Raw genomic sequence first — 22,980 nt, 5'->3', positions numbered from 1 at the left:
GGCTGGGGCGGTACAAAAACCTGTGGGAGCTGGCTTGCCAGGTCTCACAGTGTCCGGGCTGTCCACACAGGCTGGGGCGGTACAAAAACCTGTGGGAGCTGGCTTGCCAGGTCTCACAGTGTCCGGGTCGTCCACACAGGCTGGGGCTTTTACAAAAACCTGTGGGAGCTGGCTTGCCAGCGAATAGGCCGGCTGCATCGCCGGATAGCTGACAAATGACAAAAAGGCCTGCATCGCTGCAGGCCATTGATCGTTCCCACGCGGTGCGTTGGAACGAGCATTTCCCGGTTAACAAAAAGGCCCGCATCACTGCGGGCCTTCTTGTTTTCAGCGGTGGAGCAGGGCGGATTAACCAGCCACCAACACCCGGATCGCTTCCAGACGCAGCGCGGCTTTATCGAGCATCGCCAGGCCTTGTTCACGTTGTTCGCGCAACGCGACCAGTTCGCTGTCGCGTACGGTCGGGTTGACCGCTTGCAACGCGGTCAGGCGCGCCAGTTCTTCGTCGGTGTCAGCCGCCAGACGACGGCGGGCCTCGGCCACGCGCTCGGCGTGGCGCGGGGCGATCTTGTCTTCACCGGCGTTGATCCGTGGCGTCAGTTGATCGCGCTGGGCCTGGATGAATTTGTTGGCGCTGGCGCGCGGTACGCTTTCCAGTTGATCGTTGAGGGTTTCGAACGACACGCGCGGCGACAGGTCGTTGCCGTTGGCGTCGAGCAGGCAGCGCAAGGCGGCCGGCGGCAAGTAACGGCCCAATTGCAGCGAACGCGGCGCCACCACTTCGCTGACGTAAAGCAGTTCCAGCAACACCGTGCCCGGTTTCAGCGCCTTGTTCTTGATCAGCGCGACGGCGGTGTTGCCCATCGAGCCGGACAGAACCAGATCCATGCCGCCCTGCACCATTGGGTGTTCCCAGGTGATGAACTGCATGTCTTCACGCGACAGCGCCTGGTTGCGGTCGTATGTGATTGTTACGCCTTCGTCGTCGCCCAGCGGGAAACTGGCGTCGAGCATTTTTTCGCTCGGCTTGAGGATCAGGGCGTTTTCCGAATGGTCTTCGCTGTCGATGCCGAACGCGTCGAACAGGGTCTCCATGTAGATCGGCAGCGCGAACTGATCGTCTTGCTCAAGGATCGCTTCGACCAACGCGTCACCTTCACCGGCACCACCGGAGTTGAGCTCCAGCAAACGGTCGCGACCGGTGTGCAGTTCGGCTTCAAGGCGCTCACGCTCGTTGCGCGCCTCGTCGATCAGCGCTTGCCACTCGCCGTCATCGGCTTCTTCGAGCAGCGGCAGCAGGCGCGGGCCGAACTGATGCTGCAAGGCGTTGCCGGTCGGGCAGGTATTGAGGAACGCATTCAGTGCTTCGTGATACCACTGGAACAGGCGCGCTTGCGGGCTGGTTTCCAGGTACGGCACGTGCAGTTCGATGATGTGTTTCTGGCCGATCCGGTCGAGGCGGCCGATACGTTGCTCAAGCAAGTCTGGGTGAGCCGGCAGATCGAACAGCACCAGGTGGTGAGCGAACTGGAAGTTGCGACCTTCACTGCCGATTTCCGAGCAGATCAGCACCTGCGCGCCAAATTCTTCATCGGCGAAGTAGGCGGCAGCGCGGTCACGCTCAAGGATGTTCATGCCTTCGTGGAACACCGTGGCCGGGATGCCGGAGCGCACGCGCAGGGCGTCTTCCAGATCCATCGCGGTTTCGGCGTGGGCGCAGATCACCAGCACTTTGGTGCGCTTGAGCATTTTCAGCTGATCGATCAGCCATTCGACGCGCGGGTCGAATTTCCACCAGCGCTCTTCTTCGCTGGCGTCCGGTTGCGCCTGGAAGCTGACTTCCGGGTACAACTCGGCGTGTTCGCCCAGCGGCAGTTCGAGGTATTCGTCAGGGCATGGCAGTGGATACGGGTGCAGTTTGCGCTCCGGGAACCCCTGCACGGCGGCACGGGTGTTACGGAAGAGCACGCGGCCGGTGCCGTGGCGATCAAGCAGTTCGCGGACGAGGCGGGCGCTGGCTTCGGTGTCGCCATCATTGACGGCGGTCAGCAAGGCTTCGCCTTCGTTGCCGAGGAAACCGTGGATAGTCTTGTGGGCTTCAGGCGAGAGACGGCCCTTGTCCATCAGTTCCTGAACGGCTTCGGCCACCGGGCGATAATTTTCGCTCTCGGCGCGGAACGCCGCCAGGTCATGGAAACGGTTCGGATCGAGCAGGCGCAGACGGGCGAAGTGGCTGTCCTGACCGAGTTGTTCCGGGGTGGCGGTGAGCAGCAGCACGCCCGGGATGACTTCGGCCAGTTGTTCGACCAGCGAATACTCGGGGCTGGCTTTCTCTTCGTGCCAGACCAGGTGGTGGGCTTCGTCGACCACCATCAAATCCCAACCCGCGGCGAACAGGGCGTCCTGAGCCTTCTCGTCATCGACCAGCCACTCCAGCGCAACCAGAGCGAGTTGGGTGTCTTCGAACGGGTTGGTCGCATCGCTTTCGATGAAGCGTTCTTCGTCGAACAGCGCGACCTGCAAGTTGAAGCGGCGGCGCATCTCGACCAGCCACTGGTGCTGAAGGTTTTCCGGCACGAGAATCAACACGCGATTAGCCCGGCCCGACAGCAACTGGCGATGGATCACCAGACCGGCTTCGATGGTTTTACCCAGACCCACTTCGTCCGCCAGCAAAACCCGGGGCGCGATGCGGTCAGCGACTTCGCGGGCGATGTGCAACTGGTGAGCGATGGGTTGGGCGCGAACACCGCCCAGACCCCAGAGCGAGGACTGCAGCTGGCGGCTGGTGTGTTCCAGGGTGTTGTAGCGCAGGGAGAACCACGACAGCGGGTCGATCTGCCCGGCGAACAGACGGTCGCTGGCCAGACGGAACTGAATGAAGTTCGACAGCTGGGTTTCCGGCAGGGTGACGGCTTCGTTCTGCGCGTTGAGACCGTGGTAGACCAGCAGGCCGTTGGCGTCGTCGACTTGCTGAACGGTCAGTTTCCAGCCTTCGAAGTGAGTGATCGAATCACCCGGCGAAAACCGCACGCGGGTGAGGGGCGCATTCCGTAGCGCGTACTGGCGAGTCTCGCCAGTGGCCGGATAGAGCACGGTCAACAAGCGGCCGTCCTGTGCCAGAACGGTGCCCAAACCCAGCTCGGCTTCGCTGTCACTGATCCAGCGTTGCCCCGGTTGATACTGCTGCGCCATGCTGCCTGACTCCCACCTTGAAAAAGCGGGCTATCTTAACGGAATCAGGGCTCCGGGCCAAAGGATTACTACGGTAGGAGCCGCCGCAGGCTGCGATCTTTTGATCTTTGGGAACGCTTGAGATTTATGTTGTCCGATACAAAATGCGTCACAGATTTGCGACCGGTGGCTCAAGCCGCTATGCCCGCAGCCGATAGCCTGCCCATAGGAGAACCTTTATATGCTGCCACCGATGCTCCCCTTGAGCGCCGTGCCGATCACTTCCCAGCAGGATCCGATCCGCCAGCGGCCGGATATTCCGCCGGTGGTGCCGGTGCAGGAAAGCTCTAATGAAAGCACGATCGACCTGCAAAACCGCGACCCTGAAGAAGCCGCGCTGCAACGGCGCGAAGAACAGCGCCGGCAGCAAGAGCGTGATCGCCGTCGCCGCGAGGCTGACGAAGACCCGGAAGAACACCAGGCGATTCCCGGCACGGAGTTGAACGCCGACAATACCGTGCCAGTGGTGCCACTGATGGAAGACCAGCCGCGCCAGGGGTTGTGGGTTGATATCGAAATCTGAGGTTGTCCACTCTGTATGCCTGGCCGCATGATTGGCGCAGTCCTGCCGTTTTTATGGCAGATGTGATGACTTCCCTGCGATGTACGAATGCCATGAGCCAAGATGACAAGCTGATCGACCTTACTGCTGAACGTGCCAAGCGGGTTCATGACCTCAACGAGAAGCGTCTGAACGAGGTTCGCCAGGCCTTTGAGCAGGCGATGCCGTTGGGTAAAACCAAGAAAAAGTCGAAGAACAAGCCGAAAAAGCGTTGATCCTTCCTGCATCTGTTGATGCAGGTCAGTTTTATCCTCTTCTTTATTTCTCCTTTGACCGCTATTGATCCGGGTCAATATTTGCGCCTGCCTGATGGGTTAATTTGGTTCTATCGCAACAGGGCAAATGCAGGAGGCCAGTCATGTTTTTCGACAACGTGGTGATCGCCGGAGTGCTGACGGTTGGCCTCATGGTTCTGTTTTTTGCAGGGTTTGGGTTTTTTATCTGGAAGGACGCGCATAAGCGGAAGAAGTGATCGCGTCGTTTTGGGTTGATGGGCACGCAAGGCATTTTGGGGCGACTTCGGTTGCCCCTTTTTTTATCCTTGGCGGCCTGTGGGCCAACCAGGTTGTTGGGGTATCCGTTGCTGCGGTAACGGCTGTTTGGATGTCGCCTGAATTGACGCTTTCGTGAGCAGGCTCGCTCCTACAGTGACGGGCGGTGGACGCAAAATCCGTTACCAGCCCAGAACAAAGATGCTTCTCGGAACGCTCTGCGTTCCATTCTCCGCAGGTAATAAAAAAGGCGCGATCCTCTCGAATCGCGCCTTTTTCATTACCTCAACTATCAGCTACCCAGCGCCTTCGATGCCAGCCAGAACAACCCGGCGGACAGCGCGACGGTCGCTGGCAATGTCAGCACCCAGGCGAGCAGGATGGTTTTCACCGTGCCGCCTTGCAGGCCGCTTTTGTTGGCGACCATGGTGCCAGCCACGCCTGAGGACAGGACGTGTGTGGTGGAGACCGGCAGGCTGAAGATGTTGGCCAGGCCGATGAGGCTGGCAGTGGTGATCTGTGCCGACATGCCTTGGGAATAGGTCATGCCTTGTTTACCGATTTTCTCGCCGATCGTCAGTACTACGCGTTTCCAGCCAACCATGGTGCCCAGGCCGAGGGCCAGTGCGACCGCCAGAATCACCCAGAACGGGGCGTATTCGGTGGTGGTGGTCAGGTCTTTGCGCAGTTTGTCCAAGTCAGCTTTTTCGCGGGCTTCGAGGCCGGGCAGCTTGGCGACTTTTTTGGCCGTGTCGTCGAGGCAGAGCAAGTAGCGACGCACTTCGATGCGGCTGTCCGACGGCAGCGAGTGGTAGTCCGCTACGCCTTTAAGTGTGCCGAGCAGGGCGTTGATGGTCGGTTCTGTCTGCTGTGGGTTGCAGCGGAATTTCTCCGGCAAATCGCCTTCTACGCTTTTACCCAGGGCCAGGAATTCGCCCAGGGAATCGGCGTTGCGCTTGTAGAACTGGCTCAAGTGCAGCGTCGCATCGCGGGTGCGTTCGATCTGGTAGGTGCTGCTGCCCAGGTCGAGAACGAACTGTGCCGGCACGATACCGATCAGCACCAGCATGATCAGGCCGATACCTTTTTGACCGTCGTTGGAACCGTGCACGAAGCTGACGGCCATTGCCGAGATCACCAGCACCAGGCGATTCCAGAACGGCGGGTGCTTTTTGTCGTCGATCTTGCGGCGCTGTTCCGGTGTCTTGTGCATCTTCGACAGCGGACGCCACCATTTCAGGCCGATCAGGATCAGCGCGGCGATCAGGAAGCCGGCCATCGGCGAGAACACCAGCGAGGCGCCGATGTCGATCGCTTTCTGCCAGTTCACACCATCGGCCAATGGAATGTCGTTGATCAGGGCGTTGGCCAGGCCGACACCGAGGATCGAACCGATCAGCGTGTGGGAGCTGGAGGCCGGGATACCGAAGTACCAGGTGCCCAGGTTCCAGGTGATCGCGGCGGCAAGCAACGAGAACACCATCGCCAGGCCATGGCCGGTGTTCACATTGATCAGCAGCTCAACCGGCAGCAAGTGGACGATGGCATACGCCACGCCAACACCGCCCAGCAGCACGCCGAGGAAGTTGAACACACCGGAAAAGAACACGGCCAGGTGAGGCGGCATCGCTTTCGTGTAGATAACAGTGGCGACCGCGTTAGCGGTGTCATGAAATCCATTGATGAACTCGAAGGCGAGGACAAATGCGAGGGCGAGCAAGAGGCTCACAAGCACCCAAGCATCCAGTCCGCTGAATAAATCGATCATGAAGGTTTTCTGACCCGGTCATAAGGGGGCGCGATTATGCCAGAAAAGCTGGGAAATCGATCCCCTACCTGCTCACTGGTAACATTCTTCAACGAATTAATTTGTCGCAATGACCTAAGCCAGAGGTTTTTGCAGGGTATTGCAAGCCGTTGATTGGTCTAGAGAAATGCCGAAACGCCAAGCGTTTTGTCGGGTGCGCGGACGGCCCAAACGCCTGTGTGAAATATCTCTGAAATGAATCGGACACACCCCGACTCCTCGTAGGACGCAGGAGGGTGGCCTTTGCCCGCGGGTAGCAGGCACGCAAGGCAACTTCGCGGCGCCGCGCTTTCAACGGGTGCGTACGCTGATGTTTGGACTCGGACTCAAGGCTCTTCGGCTTTGAGTTCCTTTTCCATTTTTTCCAGTTCTTGCTGGAAGACCTGATCCTGAACGGTCGCGCGTTTGCGCCAAGGCTTGCGTTCCGGTTCGGGCTGGGCGGCGTAGGTGGTGACTTCCCCGCCGTAAACGTCCTTGTAACGTTGTTCCTGGCGCTCAAGTTCCGCGCGCAGTTCGTCTTTCGTCACAGTGCTACCTGTTTAAGTTGAGATAAATGTCTGGTGATACGCACTGCAACGAACCCATTGAGCAGATCCGCCAAAAGACCCATGCCGGACTGGCATCGGTGCTTTTGCTGAAACGATCAAGACTTCCATGTTGCAGGCGGCTGCGGCACCAGATTAAAACTGACGCAGCATCAGTTTCCTGTTTCGGCGAGCGCGAGGGCTGAGCGTAAGCAATGGGCGTCAGGCGCTGGTCGGGTTGATGGCGATGGACATCGCATCAACCAGTGGCGCCATCGGTAATTAAGAAACCGCGGCCGCCACTGAGGTGCATTATAGCTATCGATTCCAGATTGACTATCTTTGCCAAGTTAAAAACGCATCCGGATGTGTGATTGTTTGGCACCCACTAGTTTTGCCGCTAGTTGGCACTGATGTTCTGGTAGCGATCAGTTTCTGACGCCAATTAGTAGAGCAATTAATGGCGAACCAAGTTCATCTCAATTCATTGCTGATCGGATTGGCCCCGCGACGAGGGGTGATTGCGATTATCGCCCAACGGTTCGATAATCGCCCGACCTCGGCGTCATTGTGCGTGGACGTCAGTTTGCCAGCCGCCTGTAGGGTCGCTGAATCATGCAGGAATAAGGAAGCCGAAATGAACGATCAATTGCGCAATTCCTTTACATCGGTGGCGCCGCCGATTGTTGCCTCGCCCGCCAAGCGTATTCAGGCGTTGACCGGTGATCCTGACTTCATGACGTCCCTGGCCCGTGGGCTGGCCGTGGTGCAGGCATTCCAGGAGCGCAAGCGCCACCTGACCATCGCGCAGATCAGCCACCGCACCGAAATTCCCCGCGCCGCCGTGCGCCGTTGCCTGCACACCTTGATCAAACTCGGTTACGCCACTACGGACGGACGCACCTATTCGTTGCTGCCCAAGGTCTTGACGCTCGGCCATGCCTACGTGTCATCGACGCCGTTGGCGGTGTCCGCGCAGCCGTATCTGGATCGCATGAGCGAGCAATTGCATGAAGCCTGCAACATGGCGACGCTGGAAGGTGACGACATTCTTTATATCGCCCGTTCCGCCACCACTCAGCGGCTGATTTCGGTGGATCTTTCGGTGGGCGGGCGTCTGCCGGCGTATTGCACGTCCATGGGACGAATTCTGCTGGCGGCGCTGGATGACACGACGCTGGGCGAATACCTCGACCACGCCGATCTGGTCGCCAAGACCAGCCGCACCATTCACAGCCCTGTCGCCCTGCTCGAGTGTTTGCAGGAAGTACGGCAACAGGGTTGGTGCATCGTCGATCAGGAACTGGAGCAAGGCCTGCGTTCGATTGCCGTGCCGGTTTATGACGCGTCCGGCCAGGTCGTGGCGGCCCTCAACGTCAGTACCCATGCCAGCCGCGTCACTCGAACAGAGCTGGAGCAGCGCTTTCTTCCGGGGCTGTTAAGTGCCAGTCGCGACCTCAGTGCGCAGTTGTTCGCCTGACGAAGTGTTCGATAAACGCACAGTGTTGCGTTTATCGAATTGACGCTAAAACCCTCGGATCATTAATGTCGCGGCAGCGTCATCGGGCATGCTTGAGCAGAAGCGCCCCGATGTCCCCCCAATAATAATGATCAGAGGCACATTCGCCATGCGTACGCTTTTCGGTTTTCCCCCCGCGTCGCCAATCCTGGCGTAACGCCAGATCCCGGCTTTCTATCCTTGTGACCGTGTCAGCCTTGACCGGCCGCCGTTCGACTGCGTTTTTTTGCGTGGAATAAAAATAATGAACCAGCCTCAGTCCGCTGTAGGTAACTGCCTCGATGTGCAGTCCTTCATCAACGCCCAGCCGATTTCGCGCTATCAGTGGCGGGTGGTGATTTTGTGTTTCCTGATCGTTTTCCTTGATGGCCTCGACACCGCCGCGATGGGTTTCATCGCCCCGGCGCTGTCTCAGGATTGGGGTATCGACCGCGCCAGCCTCGGCCCGGTGATGAGTGCCGCGCTGATCGGCATGGTCTTCGGCGCACTGGGCTCAGGGCCGCTGGCCGACCGCTTCGGGCGAAAGGTCGTACTGGTCGGCGCCGTGCTGTTGTTCGGTGCATTCAGTCTGGCGTCGGCTTACAGCACCAACGTTGATCAATTGCTGGTGTTGCGATTCCTGACGGGGCTGGGCTTGGGCGCTGGCATGCCGAACGCCACCACGTTGCTCTCGGAATATACCCCGGAGCGCAAGAAATCCTTGCTGGTGACCAGCATGTTCTGCGGCTTCAACCTCGGCATGGCGGGGGGCGGTTTCATCTCGGCCAAACTCATTCCGGCTTATGGCTGGCACAGCCTGCTGCTGATCGGTGGGATCCTCCCGCTGATCCTCGCCGTGGTGCTGTTGTTCTGGCTGCCTGAGTCGGCACGTTATCTGGTGGTGCGTAATCGCGGCACCGACAAAGTGCGCAAAACCCTCGCGCCGATCGATCCGGTGATGGTCGCTCAAGCGTCGAGTTTCAGTGTGCCGGAACAGAAAACCGTCAAGGCGCGCAACGTTTTCGCCGTGATCTTCTCCGGCGTGTACAGCACCGGCACGTTGTTACTGTGGCTGACTTACTTCATGGGCCTGGTGATCGTTTATCTGCTGACCAGTTGGCTGCCGACCCTGATGCGTGACAGCGGCGCGAGCATGGAGCAGGCGGCGTTTATCGGTGCGCTGTTCCAGTTCGGCGGCGTGTTAAGCGCGGTCGGCGTAGGCTGGGCGATGGATCGCTTTAATCCGCACAAGGTCATCGGCACTTTTTACCTGCTGGCCGGCGTGTTCGCCTACGCGGTGGGGCAGAGCCTGGGCAACATCACATTGCTGGCGACCCTGGTGCTGGTGGCGGGCATGTGTGTGAACGGCGCGCAATCGGCGATGCCGTCGCTGGCGGCGCGGTTCTATCCGACGCAGGGCCGTGCGACCGGCGTGTCGTGGATGCTGGGGATCGGCCGGTTCGGTGCGATTCTGGGTGCATGGATGGGCGCGACGCTGTTGGGCCTGGGCTGGAATTTCGAGCAGGTGTTGACCGCGTTGGTGATTCCGGCGGCGTTGGCGACCGCGGCGGTGGTGATCAAGGGCATGGTCAGCCATGCGGATGCGACCTGAGGTCAGATCCAAAAATCTTCGCTGAGTTTGCGGGCGTCTTCGCGAGCAGGCTCGCTCCCACAGGGCATAAATCGCAGTGTGGGAGTGAGCCTGCTCGCGAAGCTTTTGATGACGATAAAAAACAACAATCCGTTCGATCAGCGAACACTCAGTCGATTATCGGATTGTTTGGCCTTCTGCAGCGGCTTACTCTGCGGTGATTCCGGCGCTGAACCTCGCGCCTTTTTATTACCCGCGGCCCACGGCCAAACACCGGGAGAAGCAAGATGCGTGACGTTTATATTTGCGACGCGATTCGCACCCCTATCGGCCGTTTCGGCGGCGGACTGGCTGCCGTTCGCGCCGACGACCTGGCCGCCGTGCCCATCAAGGCCTTGATGGAGCGCAATCCATCGGTCGACTGGAACGCCGTCGACGAAGTGTTCCTCGGCTGCGCCAACCAGGCTGGCGAAGACAATCGCAATGTGGCGCGTATGGCGTTGCTGTTGGCGGGCCTGCCGGAAACCATTCCGGGCGTGACCCTCAATCGTCTTTGCGCTTCGGGCATGGATGCCATCGGCACCGCATTTCGCGCGATTGCCAGCGGAGAGATGGAGTTGACGATTGCCGGCGGCGTCGAGTCGATGTCCCGCGCGCCATTCGTGATGGGCAAGGCCGACGCAGCGTTTTCGCGCAACATGAAGCTGGAAGACACCACCATCGGTTGGCGCTTCATCAACCCGTTGATGAAGGCGCAATATGGTGTCGACGCGATGCCGCAAACCGCTGATAACGTTGCTGACGACTACAAAGTGTCCCGCGCCGATCAGGATGCTTTCGCCCTGCGCAGTCAGCAACGCACTGCCGCCGCGCAGGCTGCGGGCTACTTCGCTGAAGAGATCGTCGAAGTGCGCATCGCCCACAAGAAAGGTGAAACCGTGGTCAGCCAGGACGAGCATCCTCGCGCCGAAACCACCCTGGAAGCCTTGACCAAATTGAAGCCGGTCAACGGCCCGGACAAAACCGTCACCGCCGGCAACGCTTCGGGCGTGAACGACGGCGCGGCGGCACTGATTCTGGCCTCCGCCGAAGCGGTGAAAAAGCACGGCCTTACGGCGCGAGCCAAAGTGTTGGGCATGGCCAGTGCCGGTGTCGCACCTCGGGTGATGGGCATTGGCCCGGTGCCGGCGGTGCGCAAACTCACCGAGCGGCTCGGTGTGGCGGTCAGCGATTTCGACGTGATCGAACTCAACGAAGCGTTTGCCAGCCAGGGCCTCGCGGTGCTGCGTGAACTCGGCCTCGCGGACGATGCGCCGCAGGTCAACCCGAATGGCGGCGCGATTGCCCTGGGCCATCCGTTGGGCATGAGCGGTGCGCGTCTGGTGTTGACCGCATTGCACCAGTTGGAAAAGTCCGGTGGCAAGAAAGGTCTGGCAACCATGTGCGTCGGTGTCGGCCAAGGTCTGGCACTGGCCATCGAACGCGTCTGACACCGGCTGCGACTTATAAGAACAGAGGAAAGCAACATGACTGACAAGCCTGGTTACCGTCGTCCACAGGAAGGCACCCAACCGCCGTACCTGCACGCGGCGTATCAATCTACCAACCTGCGTTCGCCGTCGAAGCCGCTGGTGTTTCTGCCTCATTCGCTGTCGGAAATCACCGGTCCGACCGTCGGCGCCAAGCACATCAGTGAAGGCGACAACGACCTGACGGCGCAGCATGAAGGCCAGCCGCAAGGCGAGCGCATCATCGTCCACGGTCGTGTGCTCGACGAAGACGGCTTGCCGGTGCCAGGAATTCTGGTGGAAATCTGGCAGGCCAACGCAGCCGGCCGCTACAACCATGCTCGCGACCTGCACGACGCGCCGCTGGATCCGAACTTCACCGGCACCGGCCGCACCGTGACCGACGCCGACGGCTGCTATCAATTCCAGACCATCAAGCCCGGCGCTTATCCGTGGGGCAACCACCACAACGCCTGGCGTCCGGCGCACATCCATTTTTCGCTGTTCGGGCCGAGCATTCTCACGCGCCTGGTCACGCAGATGTATTTCCCGGGCGATCCGCTGCTGGCCTACGACCCGATCTACAACTGCGTGCCGGACACGTCGGCAAAAGAGCGTCTGATCGCCGCATTCGATCTGGAAAAAACCATTCCGTCCTACGCCCTCGCGTACCGCTGGGACATCGTGTTGCGCGGCCGTGATGCCACGCCGATGGAGAAATAAGATGACCCTGACTGCCACCACATCCCACACCGTCGGACCGTATTACCACATCGGCCTGACCTGGCTGAACCGCGAAGACCTCACGGTCGAACAAACCCTCGGTGAGCGCGTTGCGATCTCCGGGCAAGTTGTCGACGGTAATGGCGATGTCGTCAACGACGCCATGCTCGAAGTCTGGCAGGCCAACGCCGCCGGCAAGTATGACCACCCGGAAGACGAGCAGAACAAGCCGCTGGATCCGCATTTCGAAGGGTTCGGCCGTGTACCGGTGGACGCCGAAGGGCGCTTCCGATTCACCACAATCAAACCGGGCACCGTACCGGGCCTCAAAGGCACGACCCAGGCGCCGCATCTGGTGGTGCTGGTGTTTGCGCGCGGTCTGGTGAAGCACTTGCTGACGCGGATTTACTTTGAAGGCGAGGCAGCCAACGTCAACGATCCGCTGCTGGAATGCGTGCCGGCCGAGCGCCGTGGAACATTGCTGGCGAAGCAGGATGCAGCGGGTATTTATCAGTGGAATGTAATTCTGCAAGGCACAGACGCCGAGACAGTGTTTTTCGATTATTGATTTGCGCGCGATCGTTCCCACGCAGAGCGTGGGAACGATCATTGCGTACTGTGGAACGGGACTGTTGCAAAGTATGTCTAGACTCTCACAGTCCCTACAGAGTAAAAAATAATGACCACCCTCACTTCCCATTACACGGGCGAGGAGCGCAGCAAGCGCATCTTCGCCATTGTCGGTGCTTCGTCGGGCAACCTGGTCGAATGGTTCGACTTTTACGTCTACGCCTTTTGCGCCATCTACTTCGCGCCAGCGTTTTTCCCCTCGGATAACCCCACCGTGCAACTGGTGAACACCGCTGGCGTATTCGCCGCCGGGTTCCTGATGCGTCCCATTGGTGGCTGGATTTTCGGCCGCGTGGCGGACAAGCACGGGCGCAAGAATTCGATGATGATTTCGGTGCTGATGATGTGCTTCGGCTCGTTGCTCATCGCCTGCCTGCCGACCTACAAAGACATCGGCGTCTGGGCGCCGGTGCTGTTGCTGTTTGCACGTCTGCTGCAAGGTTTGTCGGTGGGCGGCGAGTACGGCACCACCGCGACCTATATGAGTGAAGTTGCGCTTAAGGGGCAGCGCGGGTTTTTCGCGTCGTTCCAGTACGTGACCCTGATCGGCGGGCAACTGCTGGCGGTGTTGCTGGTGGTGATTCTTCAGCAATTCCTTTCCGAAGAAGAACTGCGTGCCTACGGCTGGCGGATTCCGTTCGTGGTCGGTGCGGCGGCGGCGGTGATTTCCCTGCTGTTGCGTCGTTCGCTGAAAGAAACCACCAGCAAGGAAATGCGCGAGAACAAAGACGCCGGCAGCATTGTGGCGCTGTTCCGTGACCACAAAGCCGCGTTCATCACCGTGCTCGGTTACACCGCTGGCGGCTCGCTGATTTTCTACACGTTCACCACGTACATGCAGAAATACCTGGTGAACACCGCTGGCATGCACGCCAAGACCGCCAGCTACATCATGACCGGCGCATTGTTCTTCTATATGTGCATGCAACCGTTCTTCGGCATGCTCGCCGACAAGATCGGCCGACGCAATTCGATGCTGTGGTTTGGCGCGTTGGGGACACTGTTCACCGTGCCGATCCTGCTCAGCCTGAAAAGCGTCAGCAGCCCGTTCCTGGCTTTTGTTCTGATCACGGCGGCGCTGGCCATCGTCAGTTTCTACACCTCGATCAGCGGCCTGGTGAAAGCCGAAATGTTCCCGCCGGAAGTCCGCGCCCTCGGCGTCGGTCTGGCCTACGCGGTGGCGAACGCAATCTTCGGCGGATCGGCGGAATTTGTCGCCCTGAGCCTGAAGAACATCGGCATGGAAAACTCCTTTTATTGGTATGTCACGGTGATGATGGCGGTGGCGTTCCTGTTCAGCCTGCGCCTGCCGAAACAGGCGGCGTATTTGCACCACGATCTCTAAACCGATGCGCGCGGGCCACGCTGGCCCGCGCCAGCAAGGACTGTTTATGACTCAGCGACCGGGCAATCAATTGTTCGATGCCTACTTCACGGCCCGCGACATGCGCGAAGTGTTCTGTGATCAGGGCCGGGTGCAGGCGATGCTCGACTTCGAGGCGGCATTGGCCCGGGCCGAGGCACGGGTCGGATTGATTCCATCGAGTGTCATTGCACCGATCGAAGCAGCTTGCAGCGCCGGTCTCTATGACTTCGCTGCACTGGGCGAGGCGATTGCCACGGCCGGCAACTCGGCGATTCCGCTGGTCAAGGCGTTGGGCAAACAGATCGCCGCGACCGATGCCGAAGCCGAGCGCTATGTGCATTTGGGCGCGACCAGCCAGGATGTAATGGATTCCGGGCTGATCTTGCAATTGCGCAGGGCATTGACGCTGATCGAAAGCGATCTGTCGCAACTGGCCGAGGTGTTGGCTAAGCAAGCTCAGCGTTATTCGGCCACGCCGATGACCGGTCGCACCTGGCTCCAACACGCCACGCCAGTGACCCTCGGCATGAAAATCGCCGGATGGCTCGGCGCCGTCACGCGCAGCCGTCAGCGTCTGCACGAACTCAAGCCGCGTTTGCTGGTGCTGCAATTTGGTGGCGCGTCCGGCACCCTCGCGGCGCTGGGCGATCAGGCATTGCCGATTGCCCAAGCGTTGGCCGAAGAACTGCAACTGACCTTGCCGGAACAGCCATGGCACACCCAGCGGGATCGCGTGGTGGAGTTCGGCGCGGTGCTTGGCCTGATCGCCGGCAGCCTTGGCAAACTCGGCCGTGACATCAGCCTGTTGATGCAGACTGAAGCGGCGGAAGTGTTCGAACCGTCGGCACCGGGCAAGGGCGGTTCATCGACCATGCCGCACAAACGCAATCCAGTGGGTGCGGCGGTGTTGATCGGCGCGGCGACGCGGGTGCCGGGACTGGTGTCGACACTGTTCAGCGCCATGCCGCAAGAGCACGAACGCAGCCTCGGGTTGTGGCACGCCGAATGGGAAACCCTGCCAGAGATTTGCTGCCTCGTTTCGGGTGCTTTGCAACAGGCGCGGCTGCTGGCCGATGGCCTCGAAGTGGATGCCGAACGCATGGCGCGCAATCTGGAACTGACGCAAGGGCTGGTGCTGGCCGAAGCGGTGAGTATCGTCCTCGCCCAACGGGTCGGTCGCGACACCGCGCATCATCTGCTCGAACAATGCTGCAAACGTGCGGTGGCCGAACAGCGCCATCTGCGCGCCGTCCTCGGCGACGAGCCGCAAGTGACCGCTGAACTCAGCGCCGCTGAACTGGATCATCTGCTCAATCCCGCCCATTACCTCGGCCAGGCACACGTCTGGGTCGAGCGTGCGGTGGCCGAACATAACGCGTTGACTGTCTGAAGGAGAGGGCTTGTGGCTTTCGTTCAACTCGCCGATGGCGAACTGCACTACACGATAGAAGGCCCGGACGCTGCGCCGGTGCTGATGTTGTCCAACTCGCTGGGCACAGACCTGCACATGTGGGACGCGCAGATGCCGGCATTCACCGAGCATTTTCGCGTGCTGCGTTTTGACACCCGTGGTCATGGCCAATCGCTGGTGACGCCGGGCCCGTACAGCATCGAGCAACTGGGCCACGACGTGCTGGCGCTGCTGGATGCCTTGCACATCGAACGCGCACATTTTTGCGGCTTGTCGATGGGCGGGTTGATCGGTCAATGGTTGGGGATCAATGCCGGGCATCGACTGAACAAGCTGATCGTGTGCAACACCGCCGCGAAAATCGGCGATCCGTCGGTGTGGAATCCGCGCATCGAAACCGTGCTGCGTGACGGTCAGGCCGCCATGGTTGCGCTGCGTGATGCGTCGATTGCCCGTTGGTTCACGCCAGATTTTTCGGCGGCCAATCCGGCAGCGGCCAAGCAGATTACCGACATGCTCGCGGCGACGTCGCCAGAGGGTTACGCGGCCAATTGCGCGGCAGTTCGAGATGCGGACTTCCGCGATCAATTGCCGTCAATCAACGTGCCGCTGCTGGTCATCGCCGGCACCGAAGATGCGGTTACGCCGCCGGCCGGTGGGCATTTTATTCAGCAGCATGTGCGCGGCGCCGAGTACGCCGAGTTCTATGCCGCGCATTTGTCCAACGTCCAGGCCGGCGCTGACTTCAGCGACCGTGTGCTGGCATTTCTGAACGCTCAGTGAGGACGGTTTTGTGGACGAGAAACAACGTTATGACGAAGGCCTGAACGTACGCCGCGCGGTCTTGGGTGATGCGCATGTCGATCGCAGCCTCACAGCGCTGACCGAGTTCAACTCGGAGTTTCAGGAGATGATCACCCGTCACGCCTGGGGCGACATCTGGACGCGTCCCGGCTTGCCACGCCACACCCGCAGCCTCATCACCATCGCCATGCTGATCGGCATGAACCGCGAGGCTGAGCTGAAACTGCATTTGCGTGCGGCGGCCAACAATGGCGTCAGCCGTGGCGAGATCAAGGAAGTGATCATGCAGAGCGCGATTTACTGCGGGATTCCGGCGGCGAATGCGACGTTCCATCTGGCGGAATCGGTGTGGGATGAGCTAGGGATCGAATCCCGGAAATAACAGCCAACACATCTAAAGGTGGGAGTGGGCTTGCTCGCGAAGAGGGCATCATGTTCAACATTGATGTTGACGGCGAATGCGCTTTCGCGAGCAAGCCCGCTCCCACAGGTTTTTCTGCCCCTGTAGGCGCTGCCGCGGGGGGGCGTTACAGCAGGTTGATCGGGTAGCTGACGATCAGGCGGTTCTCGTCGAATTCGTTGTTGCTGAAGTCCCGGCGGATGGTCGAGTTGCGCCACCGGACGTTGAGATCCTTGAGCGTGCCGCTCTGCACGGTGTAAGCCAGTTCCGATTCGCGTCCCCATTCCTTGCCATCAGTGATGGTGCCGGTGTGCACGTTGTCGCCGCTGATGTAGCGGTTCATCAACGTCAGGCCGGGCACGCCGAGGGCGGCGAAGTTGTAGTCGTGGCGAACTTGCCAGGAGCGTTCCTGAGCGTTGTCATAACTGGCGTTGTAGCTGTCGTTGGCCAGCGTGCCGCCGCTGGTGCCATTGACCCGCATCCAGGCGCTGTCGCCCGTGAGTTTCTGCAAACCGACATAGAACGAGTTGCCGCCGTACTTCGCCGACAACATGCCCGACCAGGTCTTGTTGTCGAGGTCGCCGGCGCGGGCACTGCCGTCATCCTTGCCGTAGAAAAATCCGAGGTTGGCGCCGAGCGTCCAGTCGCCGAGGGGCTGGCTGTGAATCAGGTTGACGTATTGCTGGCTGTAGATGTCCTTGAGTTCAGCGTTCCATAGACCGATCTGCGTGCGTTTTTCATTGAAGACGTACTCGCCGCCCTGGAAGTTGAAACGGTCGGACGTGAACGCGGCTTTGCCGTTCATCGACATGTCGCTCATGCTGCTGTCGTCGCGCGGACTGTTGGCGCGGAACTGGCCGCCGTAGAGGGTCAGACCATCGATTTCCTTCGAGGTGATCTGGCCGCCGCGGAACGTCTGGGGCAGCGAGCGACCGTCGTCGGAACGCAGGATTGGCAGCACCGGCATCCATTCACCGACCTTCACTTCGGTCTGCGACAGCTTGGCCTTGAACGCGACGTTGGTGCGGCCGAAGTTGTCCGCCGGGCGACCGTCGTGATCCAGCGGCAACAGTTGCGAGCCGCCGGTGCCTTTACCGCCGTCGAGTTTCACCGAATACAAACCCAACACGTCCATGCCGAAACCGACAGTGCCCTGGGTGAAGCCCGATTTGGCATCGAGGATGAAGCTCTGTGTCCACTCTTCAGCCTTGCCCTGCGCCTTGGTCGGGTTGGTGAAGTTGCGGTTGATGTAGAAGTTGCGCAGGTTCAGGTTGACCTTGGCGCCTTCGACGAAACCTGCTTCTTCAGCGGCGGCGGGCAGGGCGATGCCGGCGAGGGTCAGGGCGATCAGGCTGGGAAAAAGATACGGCGCGTTGGAAGGCGTCATGGACTCGGTTCTCTCTGATTTTTATAGGGGATGCGCAGGGCAATGCCGCACCGTTGGGTGCAGTCAAAATTTGGATCAGGGGTTGAGCTAGACGGAATCAGCCGGACAGGGCGGGGCGCGGAGGCATGGTGTCGAACCTTGATGTTATTGGTTTTGTGGTTCCGATGGTGCGGGGGATTGTGCCGGTCGTTCAACGGCGCAAAAACGGTTTAGTGCGATTATCGAACGCAAGATTTATCTGGATTTTGTTTGGGTTATGAGGCCCCCATCGCTGGCAAGCCAGCTCCCACAGAGTTCTGCGGTGTCCACATAACCTGTGGGAGCTGGCTTGCCAGCGATGGGGCAGTAATGGCCAGCACTTTTTCCCCGCAGACAACAAAAAGCCCACCAAAAGGTGGGCTTGATGTTTTCACCGAATGATCAGAACAACTTCATCTTCGGCGCTTCTTCTTTCAGCGGTTCGTTCTGCGCGGTTTGCGCATTCCAGCCACCGCCCAACGCCTTGTACAGATTGACCGCACTGATCAGCTGCGCGAGGCGGTCGGTGATCAGCGCTTGTTCTGCGCTGAACAACTGACGCTGGGCATCGAGGAAGGTCAGGTTGCTGTCGACACCGATGCGATAGCGACGCTCGGCCAGGCGGTAGTAATCCTGGTTGGCGGTGACGAAGTCACGCTGCGCCTGCAACTGTTCGGTGTAGGTCTGGCGCGCGGCCAGGCCGTCGGCGACTTCCTGGAAGCCCGTTTGAATGGACTTCTCATAGTTCGCCACGCCAATGTCCTTCTGGATCTTGGCGTAGTCGAGGCTGGCGCGCAGGCTGCCGGCGTTGAAGATCGGCAGGTTGATCTGCGGCTGGAACAGCCATGTACCCGAACCACCCTTGAACAGACCCGACAGATCCGGGCTCAACGTGCCCGCGTTGGCGGTCAGGCTGATGCTCGGGAAGAACGCCGCACGGGCCGCGCCGATGTTAGCGTTGGCCGCTTTCAGGTTGTATTCGGCCTGAATGATGTCCGGACGACGTTGCAGCAGATCCGATGGCAGACCGGCCGGCACTTCGCTGAGCAGGTCATCCGACAGCGGTTTGGCCGCTTGCAGGTTGGCCGGCACGCCGGTGCCGAGCAGCAGGGTCAGGCTGTTTTCGTCCTGGGCCACCTGGCGGGTGTAGCGCGCCAGTTGTGCACGGGCGTTTTCCACCGAGGTGCGCGATTGCGCCAGATCCAGTGCCGAAGCCACGCCGACTTCGGCGCTGCGGCTGGTCAGCTTGTAGCTTTGCTCGAAGGCACCGAGGGTGTCCTGAGTTAACTTCAGCAGTTCTTTGTCCGCCTGCCAGGTCAGGTAAGCGTTGGCCACGTTGGCGACCAGGCTGATCTGCGTGCTGCGGCGCGCTTCTTCGGTAGCGAAGTATTGCTGCAACGCTTGTTCGCTCAGGCTGCGAACCCGACCGAACAGGTCGAGTTCGTAAGCGCTGATGCCGACGGTGGCGGAGTAGGAACTGGTGATTCCCGCTTGACCGGTTTGCGAGGCATCGGCCGGAACCCGCTGACGGCTACCGGTGCCATTGGCCGAAACGGCCGGGAACAGGTCGGCGCGCTGGATGCGGTACTGAGCCGCATAAGCCTCGATGTTCAGCGCCGCGACACGCAGGTCGCGGTTGTTTTCCAGAGCGACCTGGATCAGCTGTTGCAGGGCCGGATCATGGAAAAACTGCTTCCAGCCCTGCTCGGCAGCGGCTTGTGCCGGTGCCTGGGCCGGCGAGTACGCCGGGCCCTGCGGATATTGCGCGGCCACCGGCGCTTCGGGCTGCTGATAATCAGGTATCAGCGAGCACCCGCTCAGCACGAAGGCGGCGACTGCGATGGAAAGTAGCGACTTGCTCATTGGCCAGCCTCTTTAGGAGTTTCGGTGGTGTCATCCTTGCCGGCGTTTTTACGCTGGCCAATCGACGACACGGTGACGAAGAACAGTGGAACCCAGAAAATCGCCAGGATCGTAGCCGTGAGCATACCGCCAATCACGCCCGTACCGATTGCGTGTTGACTGCCGGAGCCCGCGCCGGTGGAGATGGCCAGTGGCACCACACCGAGGACGAAGGCCAGCGACGTCATGATAATCGGTCGCAGACGCATGCGGCAGGCTTCGATCGCCGCTTCACGCAGCGTGCGTCCCTGCTCATGCAGTTCCTTGGCAAATTCGACAATCAGGATGGCGTTTTTAGCCGCCAGGCCAATGGTCGTCAACAGGCCCACCTGGAAGTACACGTCGTTGGACAGACCGCGCAGGCTGGTGGCCATCAAGGCACCGATGATCCCCAGCGGCACCACGAGCATGACCGCGATCGGAATCGACCAGCTCTCATACAGCGCCGCCAGACACAGGAACACCATCAGCAGCGACAGGGCATACAGCGCCGGAGCTTGCGAGCCGGACAGACGTTCCTCATAGGACAGGCCGGTCCAGGAAATACCGACGCCGGCCGGCAGTTTCTTGGCAATCGCTTCGACTTCGGCCATCGCTTCACCCGTCGAGTAGCCCGGGGCCGGTGAACCGAGGATCTCGAGCGCTTCGACGCCGTTGTAACGGGCCAGTTTTGGCGATCCGTAAATCCACTCGCCCTTGGCGAATGCCGAGAACGGAACCATGGTGCCGGTGGCGTTACGCACGTACCACTTCTTCAGATCTTCCGGGCTCATGCGCGAGTCGGGCTGGCCTTGCACGTAGACTTTCTTCACCCGACCACGGTCGATGAAGTCGTTGACGTAGCTACTGCCCAACGCGATCGACAAGGTGTTGTTGATGTCGGCGATGGTGATACCCAGTGCACTGGCTTTCTCGTCGTCGATTTCCAGTTGGAACTGCGGCTCGTCGTTCAGACCGTTCGGACGCACTTGCGTGAGTACCTTGCTCTGCGCGGCCATGCCGAGGAACTGATTGCGCGCTTCCATCAGCTTGTCGTGGCCGATGCCGGCACGGTCTTGCAGGAACACGTCGAAACCGGTGGCGTTACCCAACTCCAGAACCGCCGGCGGGGCGAAAGCGAACACCATCGCATCGCGGAAGCTGAAGAAGTGCTGCTGGGCACGCGCCGCCAGGTTGAACACGCTGTTGTCAGCGTTACGTTCGCCCCACGGCTTGAGCATGATGAACGCCATACCCGAGCTCTGGCCACGGCCGGCGAAGTTGAAGCCGGTCACGGTGAACACCGAAGCCACCGCGTCGCCTTCACCGCCGTCCTTGTTAGGACGCAGCAGGTACTCACGCATTTCATCCACAACCACTTGCGTGCGCTGGGCACTGGAACCGGCCGGGGTCTGAACCTGGGCGAACAGAACGCCTTGGTCCTCTTCCGGGAGGAACGCGGTCGGAATGCGGGTGAACAGCCAGATCATGCCGACGACGATCAGCAGGTACGCCAACAGATACGGCGCCTTGCGCGTCAGCATGTTGCCGACACCACGCTCGTAGCTGCGAACGCCACGATCAAAGTTGCGGTTGAACCAGCCAAAGAAGCCTTTTTTCGGCGTGCCGTGCTCACCCTTTGGAATCGGCTTGAGCATGGTGGCGCACAGCGCCGGGGTGAAGATCAGGGCGACCAGTACCGACAGGGCCATGGCCGAAACGATGGTGATCGAGAACTGCTTGTAGATCACACCGGTGGAGCCGCTGAAGAACGCCATCGGCAACAGTACCGCCGACAGAACCAGCGCAATACCGACCAGTGCGCCCTGGATCTGCCCCATGGACTTCTTGGTCGCTTCCTTCGGTGACAAGCCTTCTTCGCTCATCACCCGCTCGACGTTTTCCACCACAACGATGGCGTCATCCACCAGCAAACCGATGGCCAGCACCATGCCGAACATGGTCAGGGTGTTGATGCTGAAACCGGCGGCGGCAAGGATGCCGAACGTACCCAGCAATACCACCGGTACGGTCATCGTGGTGATGACGGTGGCGCGGAAGTTCTGCAGGAACAGGAACATCACCAGGAACACCAGCACGATCGCTTCGATCAGGGTGTGAACCACGCCTGAGATCGATTCGGTCACTACTGGAGTGGTGTCATACGGGAAGACCACTTCCATGCCTTGCGGGAAAAACGGCTTGAGGCTGTCGATGGTGTTGCGCAACGCTTTTGCGGTGTCGAGGGCGTTGGCGCCGTTGGCCAGCTTCACCGCCAGACCGGACGCCGGGCTGCCGTTGAACTGGGCGCTGATCGCGTAGTTTTCACCACCGAGGCCGACGTCGGCGACGTCTTTCAGGCGAACCTGCGAGCCATCCTTGTTGACCTTGAGCAGGATTTCCTTGAACTGCTCGGCGGTTTGCAGACGGGTCTTGCCGATGATCGTGGCGTTCAGTTGTTGGCCTTGCACGGCAGGCAAGCCACCGAGCTGACCGGAAGACACCTGGACGTTCTGCGCGGCAATGGCGTTTTTCACGTCGATCGGGGTCAGGCTGAAGTTGTTCAACTTGGCCGGGTCGAGCCAGATGCGCATCGCGTACTGGGCACCGAAGACCTGGAAGTCACCGACACCGGCCGTGCGCGAGATCGGATCCTGCATGTTCGACACGATGTAGTTGGACAGGTCGTCCTTGGTCATGCTGCCGTCGCGCGATACCACGCCGATCACCAGGAGAAAGTTCTTCACTGCCTTGGTCACGCGGATACCTTGTTGCTGCACTTCCTGCGGCAACAGCGGGGTGGCCAGGTTCAGCTTGTTCTGAACCTGAACCTGCGCGGTGTCGGAGTTGGTGCCTTGCTCGAAGGTCGCGGTGATGGTCATGCTGCCGTCGGAGTTACTTTCCGACGAGACATAACGCAGGTTGTCGATACCGTTGAGTTGCTGCTCGATCACCTGAACCACGGTGTCCTGCACAGTCTGTGCGGACGCACCCGGGTAGGTCACCTGAATCGCAATGGCCGGTGGCGCGATGCTCGGGTACTGGTTGATCGGCAGTTTCAGGATCGAAAGTGCCCCGACCAACATGATCACCAGGGCGATTACCCAGGCGAAAATCGGACGGTCGATGAAAAATTTTGACATGA

18 protein-coding genes are annotated in these 22,980 nt (G+C 60.2%); 12 read left to right on the top strand and 6 right to left on the bottom strand.

Annotated features, from left to right (window positions below; translation table 11 throughout):
• Positions 1–348: 348 nt before the first annotated feature.
• Positions 349–3,195 (bottom strand): RNA polymerase-associated protein RapA, encoded by a 2,847-nt coding sequence (gene rapA, locus GIW69_RS24340; protein ID WP_236485318.1) that lies wholly within the window; start codon positions 3,193–3,195, stop codon positions 349–351.
• Positions 3,196–3,415: 220 nt separating this feature from the next.
• On the opposite strand from rapA, the gene GIW69_RS24335 reads away from it, so the two are divergent.
• The 3 genes from GIW69_RS24335 (at position 3,416) to ccoM (ending at position 4,268) form a co-directional block, all read left to right on the top strand.
• Positions 3,416–3,757 (top strand): aspartate-semialdehyde dehydrogenase, encoded by a 342-nt coding sequence (locus tag GIW69_RS24335; RefSeq protein WP_236485317.1) that lies wholly within the window; start codon positions 3,416–3,418, stop codon positions 3,755–3,757.
• A 2-nt stretch (positions 3,758–3,759) separates the two neighbouring features.
• On the top strand, positions 3,760–4,011 hold the full coding sequence (locus GIW69_RS24330; RefSeq protein WP_236485319.1) for a hypothetical protein: 252 nt from the start codon (positions 3,760–3,762) through the stop codon (positions 4,009–4,011).
• Between the two features lie 143 nt (positions 4,012–4,154).
• Entirely contained in the window at positions 4,155–4,268 is a 114-nt protein-coding gene (gene ccoM, locus GIW69_RS26495) for a cytochrome c oxidase subunit CcoM (protein WP_496570957.1), read from the top strand.
• A 311-nt stretch (positions 4,269–4,579) separates the two neighbouring features.
• Here the strand turns inward: ccoM and GIW69_RS24325 are convergent, their stop codons facing one another.
• Positions 4,580–6,055: an inorganic phosphate transporter gene (locus GIW69_RS24325; RefSeq protein WP_236485316.1), complete on the bottom strand. Its 1,476-nt coding sequence runs from the start codon at positions 6,053–6,055 to the stop codon at positions 4,580–4,582.
• Between the two features lie 365 nt (positions 6,056–6,420).
• Complete coding sequence (locus GIW69_RS24320) at positions 6,421–6,621, bottom strand: hypothetical protein (protein ID WP_236485315.1); 201 nt, start codon at positions 6,619–6,621, stop codon at positions 6,421–6,423.
• Positions 6,622–7,255: 634 nt separating this feature from the next.
• Between GIW69_RS24320 and pcaR the strand changes: the two genes are divergently transcribed.
• The 9 genes from pcaR to pcaC all read left to right on the top strand — a co-directional run bounded on the left by pcaR (position 7,256) and on the right by pcaC (position 16,531).
• Complete coding sequence (gene pcaR, locus GIW69_RS24315; RefSeq protein ID WP_236485314.1) at positions 7,256–8,098, top strand: pca regulon transcriptional regulator PcaR; 843 nt, start codon at positions 7,256–7,258, stop codon at positions 8,096–8,098.
• A 283-nt stretch (positions 8,099–8,381) separates the two neighbouring features.
• Complete coding sequence (gene pcaK, locus GIW69_RS24310) at positions 8,382–9,728, top strand: 4-hydroxybenzoate transporter PcaK (RefSeq protein WP_236485313.1); 1,347 nt, start codon at positions 8,382–8,384, stop codon at positions 9,726–9,728.
• Between the two features lie 266 nt (positions 9,729–9,994).
• Positions 9,995–11,197, top strand: coding sequence for a 3-oxoadipyl-CoA thiolase (pcaF, locus tag GIW69_RS24305; protein ID WP_236485312.1), 1,203 nt, complete (start codon positions 9,995–9,997; stop codon positions 11,195–11,197).
• A 36-nt stretch (positions 11,198–11,233) separates the two neighbouring features.
• A complete protein-coding gene (pcaH, locus tag GIW69_RS24300; protein ID WP_236485311.1) occupies positions 11,234–11,938 on the top strand; it encodes a protocatechuate 3,4-dioxygenase subunit beta in 705 nt (234 codons plus the stop codon).
• 1 nt (position 11,939) lies between these two features.
• On the top strand, positions 11,940–12,506 hold the full coding sequence (pcaG, locus tag GIW69_RS24295; protein WP_236485310.1) for a protocatechuate 3,4-dioxygenase subunit alpha: 567 nt from the start codon (positions 11,940–11,942) through the stop codon (positions 12,504–12,506).
• A 111-nt stretch (positions 12,507–12,617) separates the two neighbouring features.
• The gene (locus tag GIW69_RS24290; RefSeq protein ID WP_236485309.1) at positions 12,618–13,913 is read left to right on the top strand and encodes an MFS family transporter; all 1,296 of its coding nucleotides are present in this window, start codon (positions 12,618–12,620) and stop codon (positions 13,911–13,913) included.
• A 46-nt stretch (positions 13,914–13,959) separates the two neighbouring features.
• Positions 13,960–15,324 carry a 3-carboxy-cis,cis-muconate cycloisomerase gene (locus tag GIW69_RS24285; protein WP_236485308.1) on the top strand — a complete coding sequence of 455 codons (1,365 nt, stop codon included), beginning with the start codon at positions 13,960–13,962 and terminating at the stop codon, positions 15,322–15,324.
• 12 nt (positions 15,325–15,336) lie between these two features.
• Positions 15,337–16,128 carry a 3-oxoadipate enol-lactonase gene (gene pcaD, locus GIW69_RS24280; protein ID WP_236485307.1) on the top strand — a complete coding sequence of 264 codons (792 nt, stop codon included), beginning with the start codon at positions 15,337–15,339 and terminating at the stop codon, positions 16,126–16,128.
• A 10-nt stretch (positions 16,129–16,138) separates the two neighbouring features.
• Positions 16,139–16,531: a 4-carboxymuconolactone decarboxylase gene (pcaC, locus tag GIW69_RS24275; protein WP_236485306.1), complete on the top strand. Its 393-nt coding sequence runs from the start codon at positions 16,139–16,141 to the stop codon at positions 16,529–16,531.
• A 145-nt stretch (positions 16,532–16,676) separates the two neighbouring features.
• Here pcaC and GIW69_RS24270 read toward each other — a convergent pair whose 3' ends face one another.
• The 3 genes from GIW69_RS24270 to emhB form a co-directional block, all read right to left on the bottom strand.
• Positions 16,677–17,936 (bottom strand): OprD family porin, encoded by a 1,260-nt coding sequence (locus GIW69_RS24270; protein WP_236485305.1) that lies wholly within the window; start codon positions 17,934–17,936, stop codon positions 16,677–16,679.
• A 420-nt stretch (positions 17,937–18,356) separates the two neighbouring features.
• The gene (gene emhC / locus GIW69_RS24265; RefSeq protein WP_236485304.1) at positions 18,357–19,817 is read right to left on the bottom strand and encodes an efflux RND transporter outer membrane subunit EmhC; all 1,461 of its coding nucleotides are present in this window, start codon (positions 19,815–19,817) and stop codon (positions 18,357–18,359) included.
• Positions 19,814–22,978, bottom strand: coding sequence for an efflux RND transporter permease subunit EmhB (gene emhB, locus GIW69_RS24260; RefSeq protein WP_236485303.1), 3,165 nt, complete (start codon positions 22,976–22,978; stop codon positions 19,814–19,816). The genes emhC and emhB overlap by 4 nt, the downstream gene beginning before the upstream one ends.
• Positions 22,979–22,980: the final 2 nt, after the last annotated feature.

The sequence above is a fragment of the Pseudomonas syringae genome (assembly GCF_021605415.1).
Taxonomy (GTDB): Bacteria; Pseudomonadota; Gammaproteobacteria; order Pseudomonadales; family Pseudomonadaceae; genus Aquipseudomonas; species Aquipseudomonas syringae_S.
This window is presented reverse-complemented; position numbering and strand designations above follow the sequence as displayed.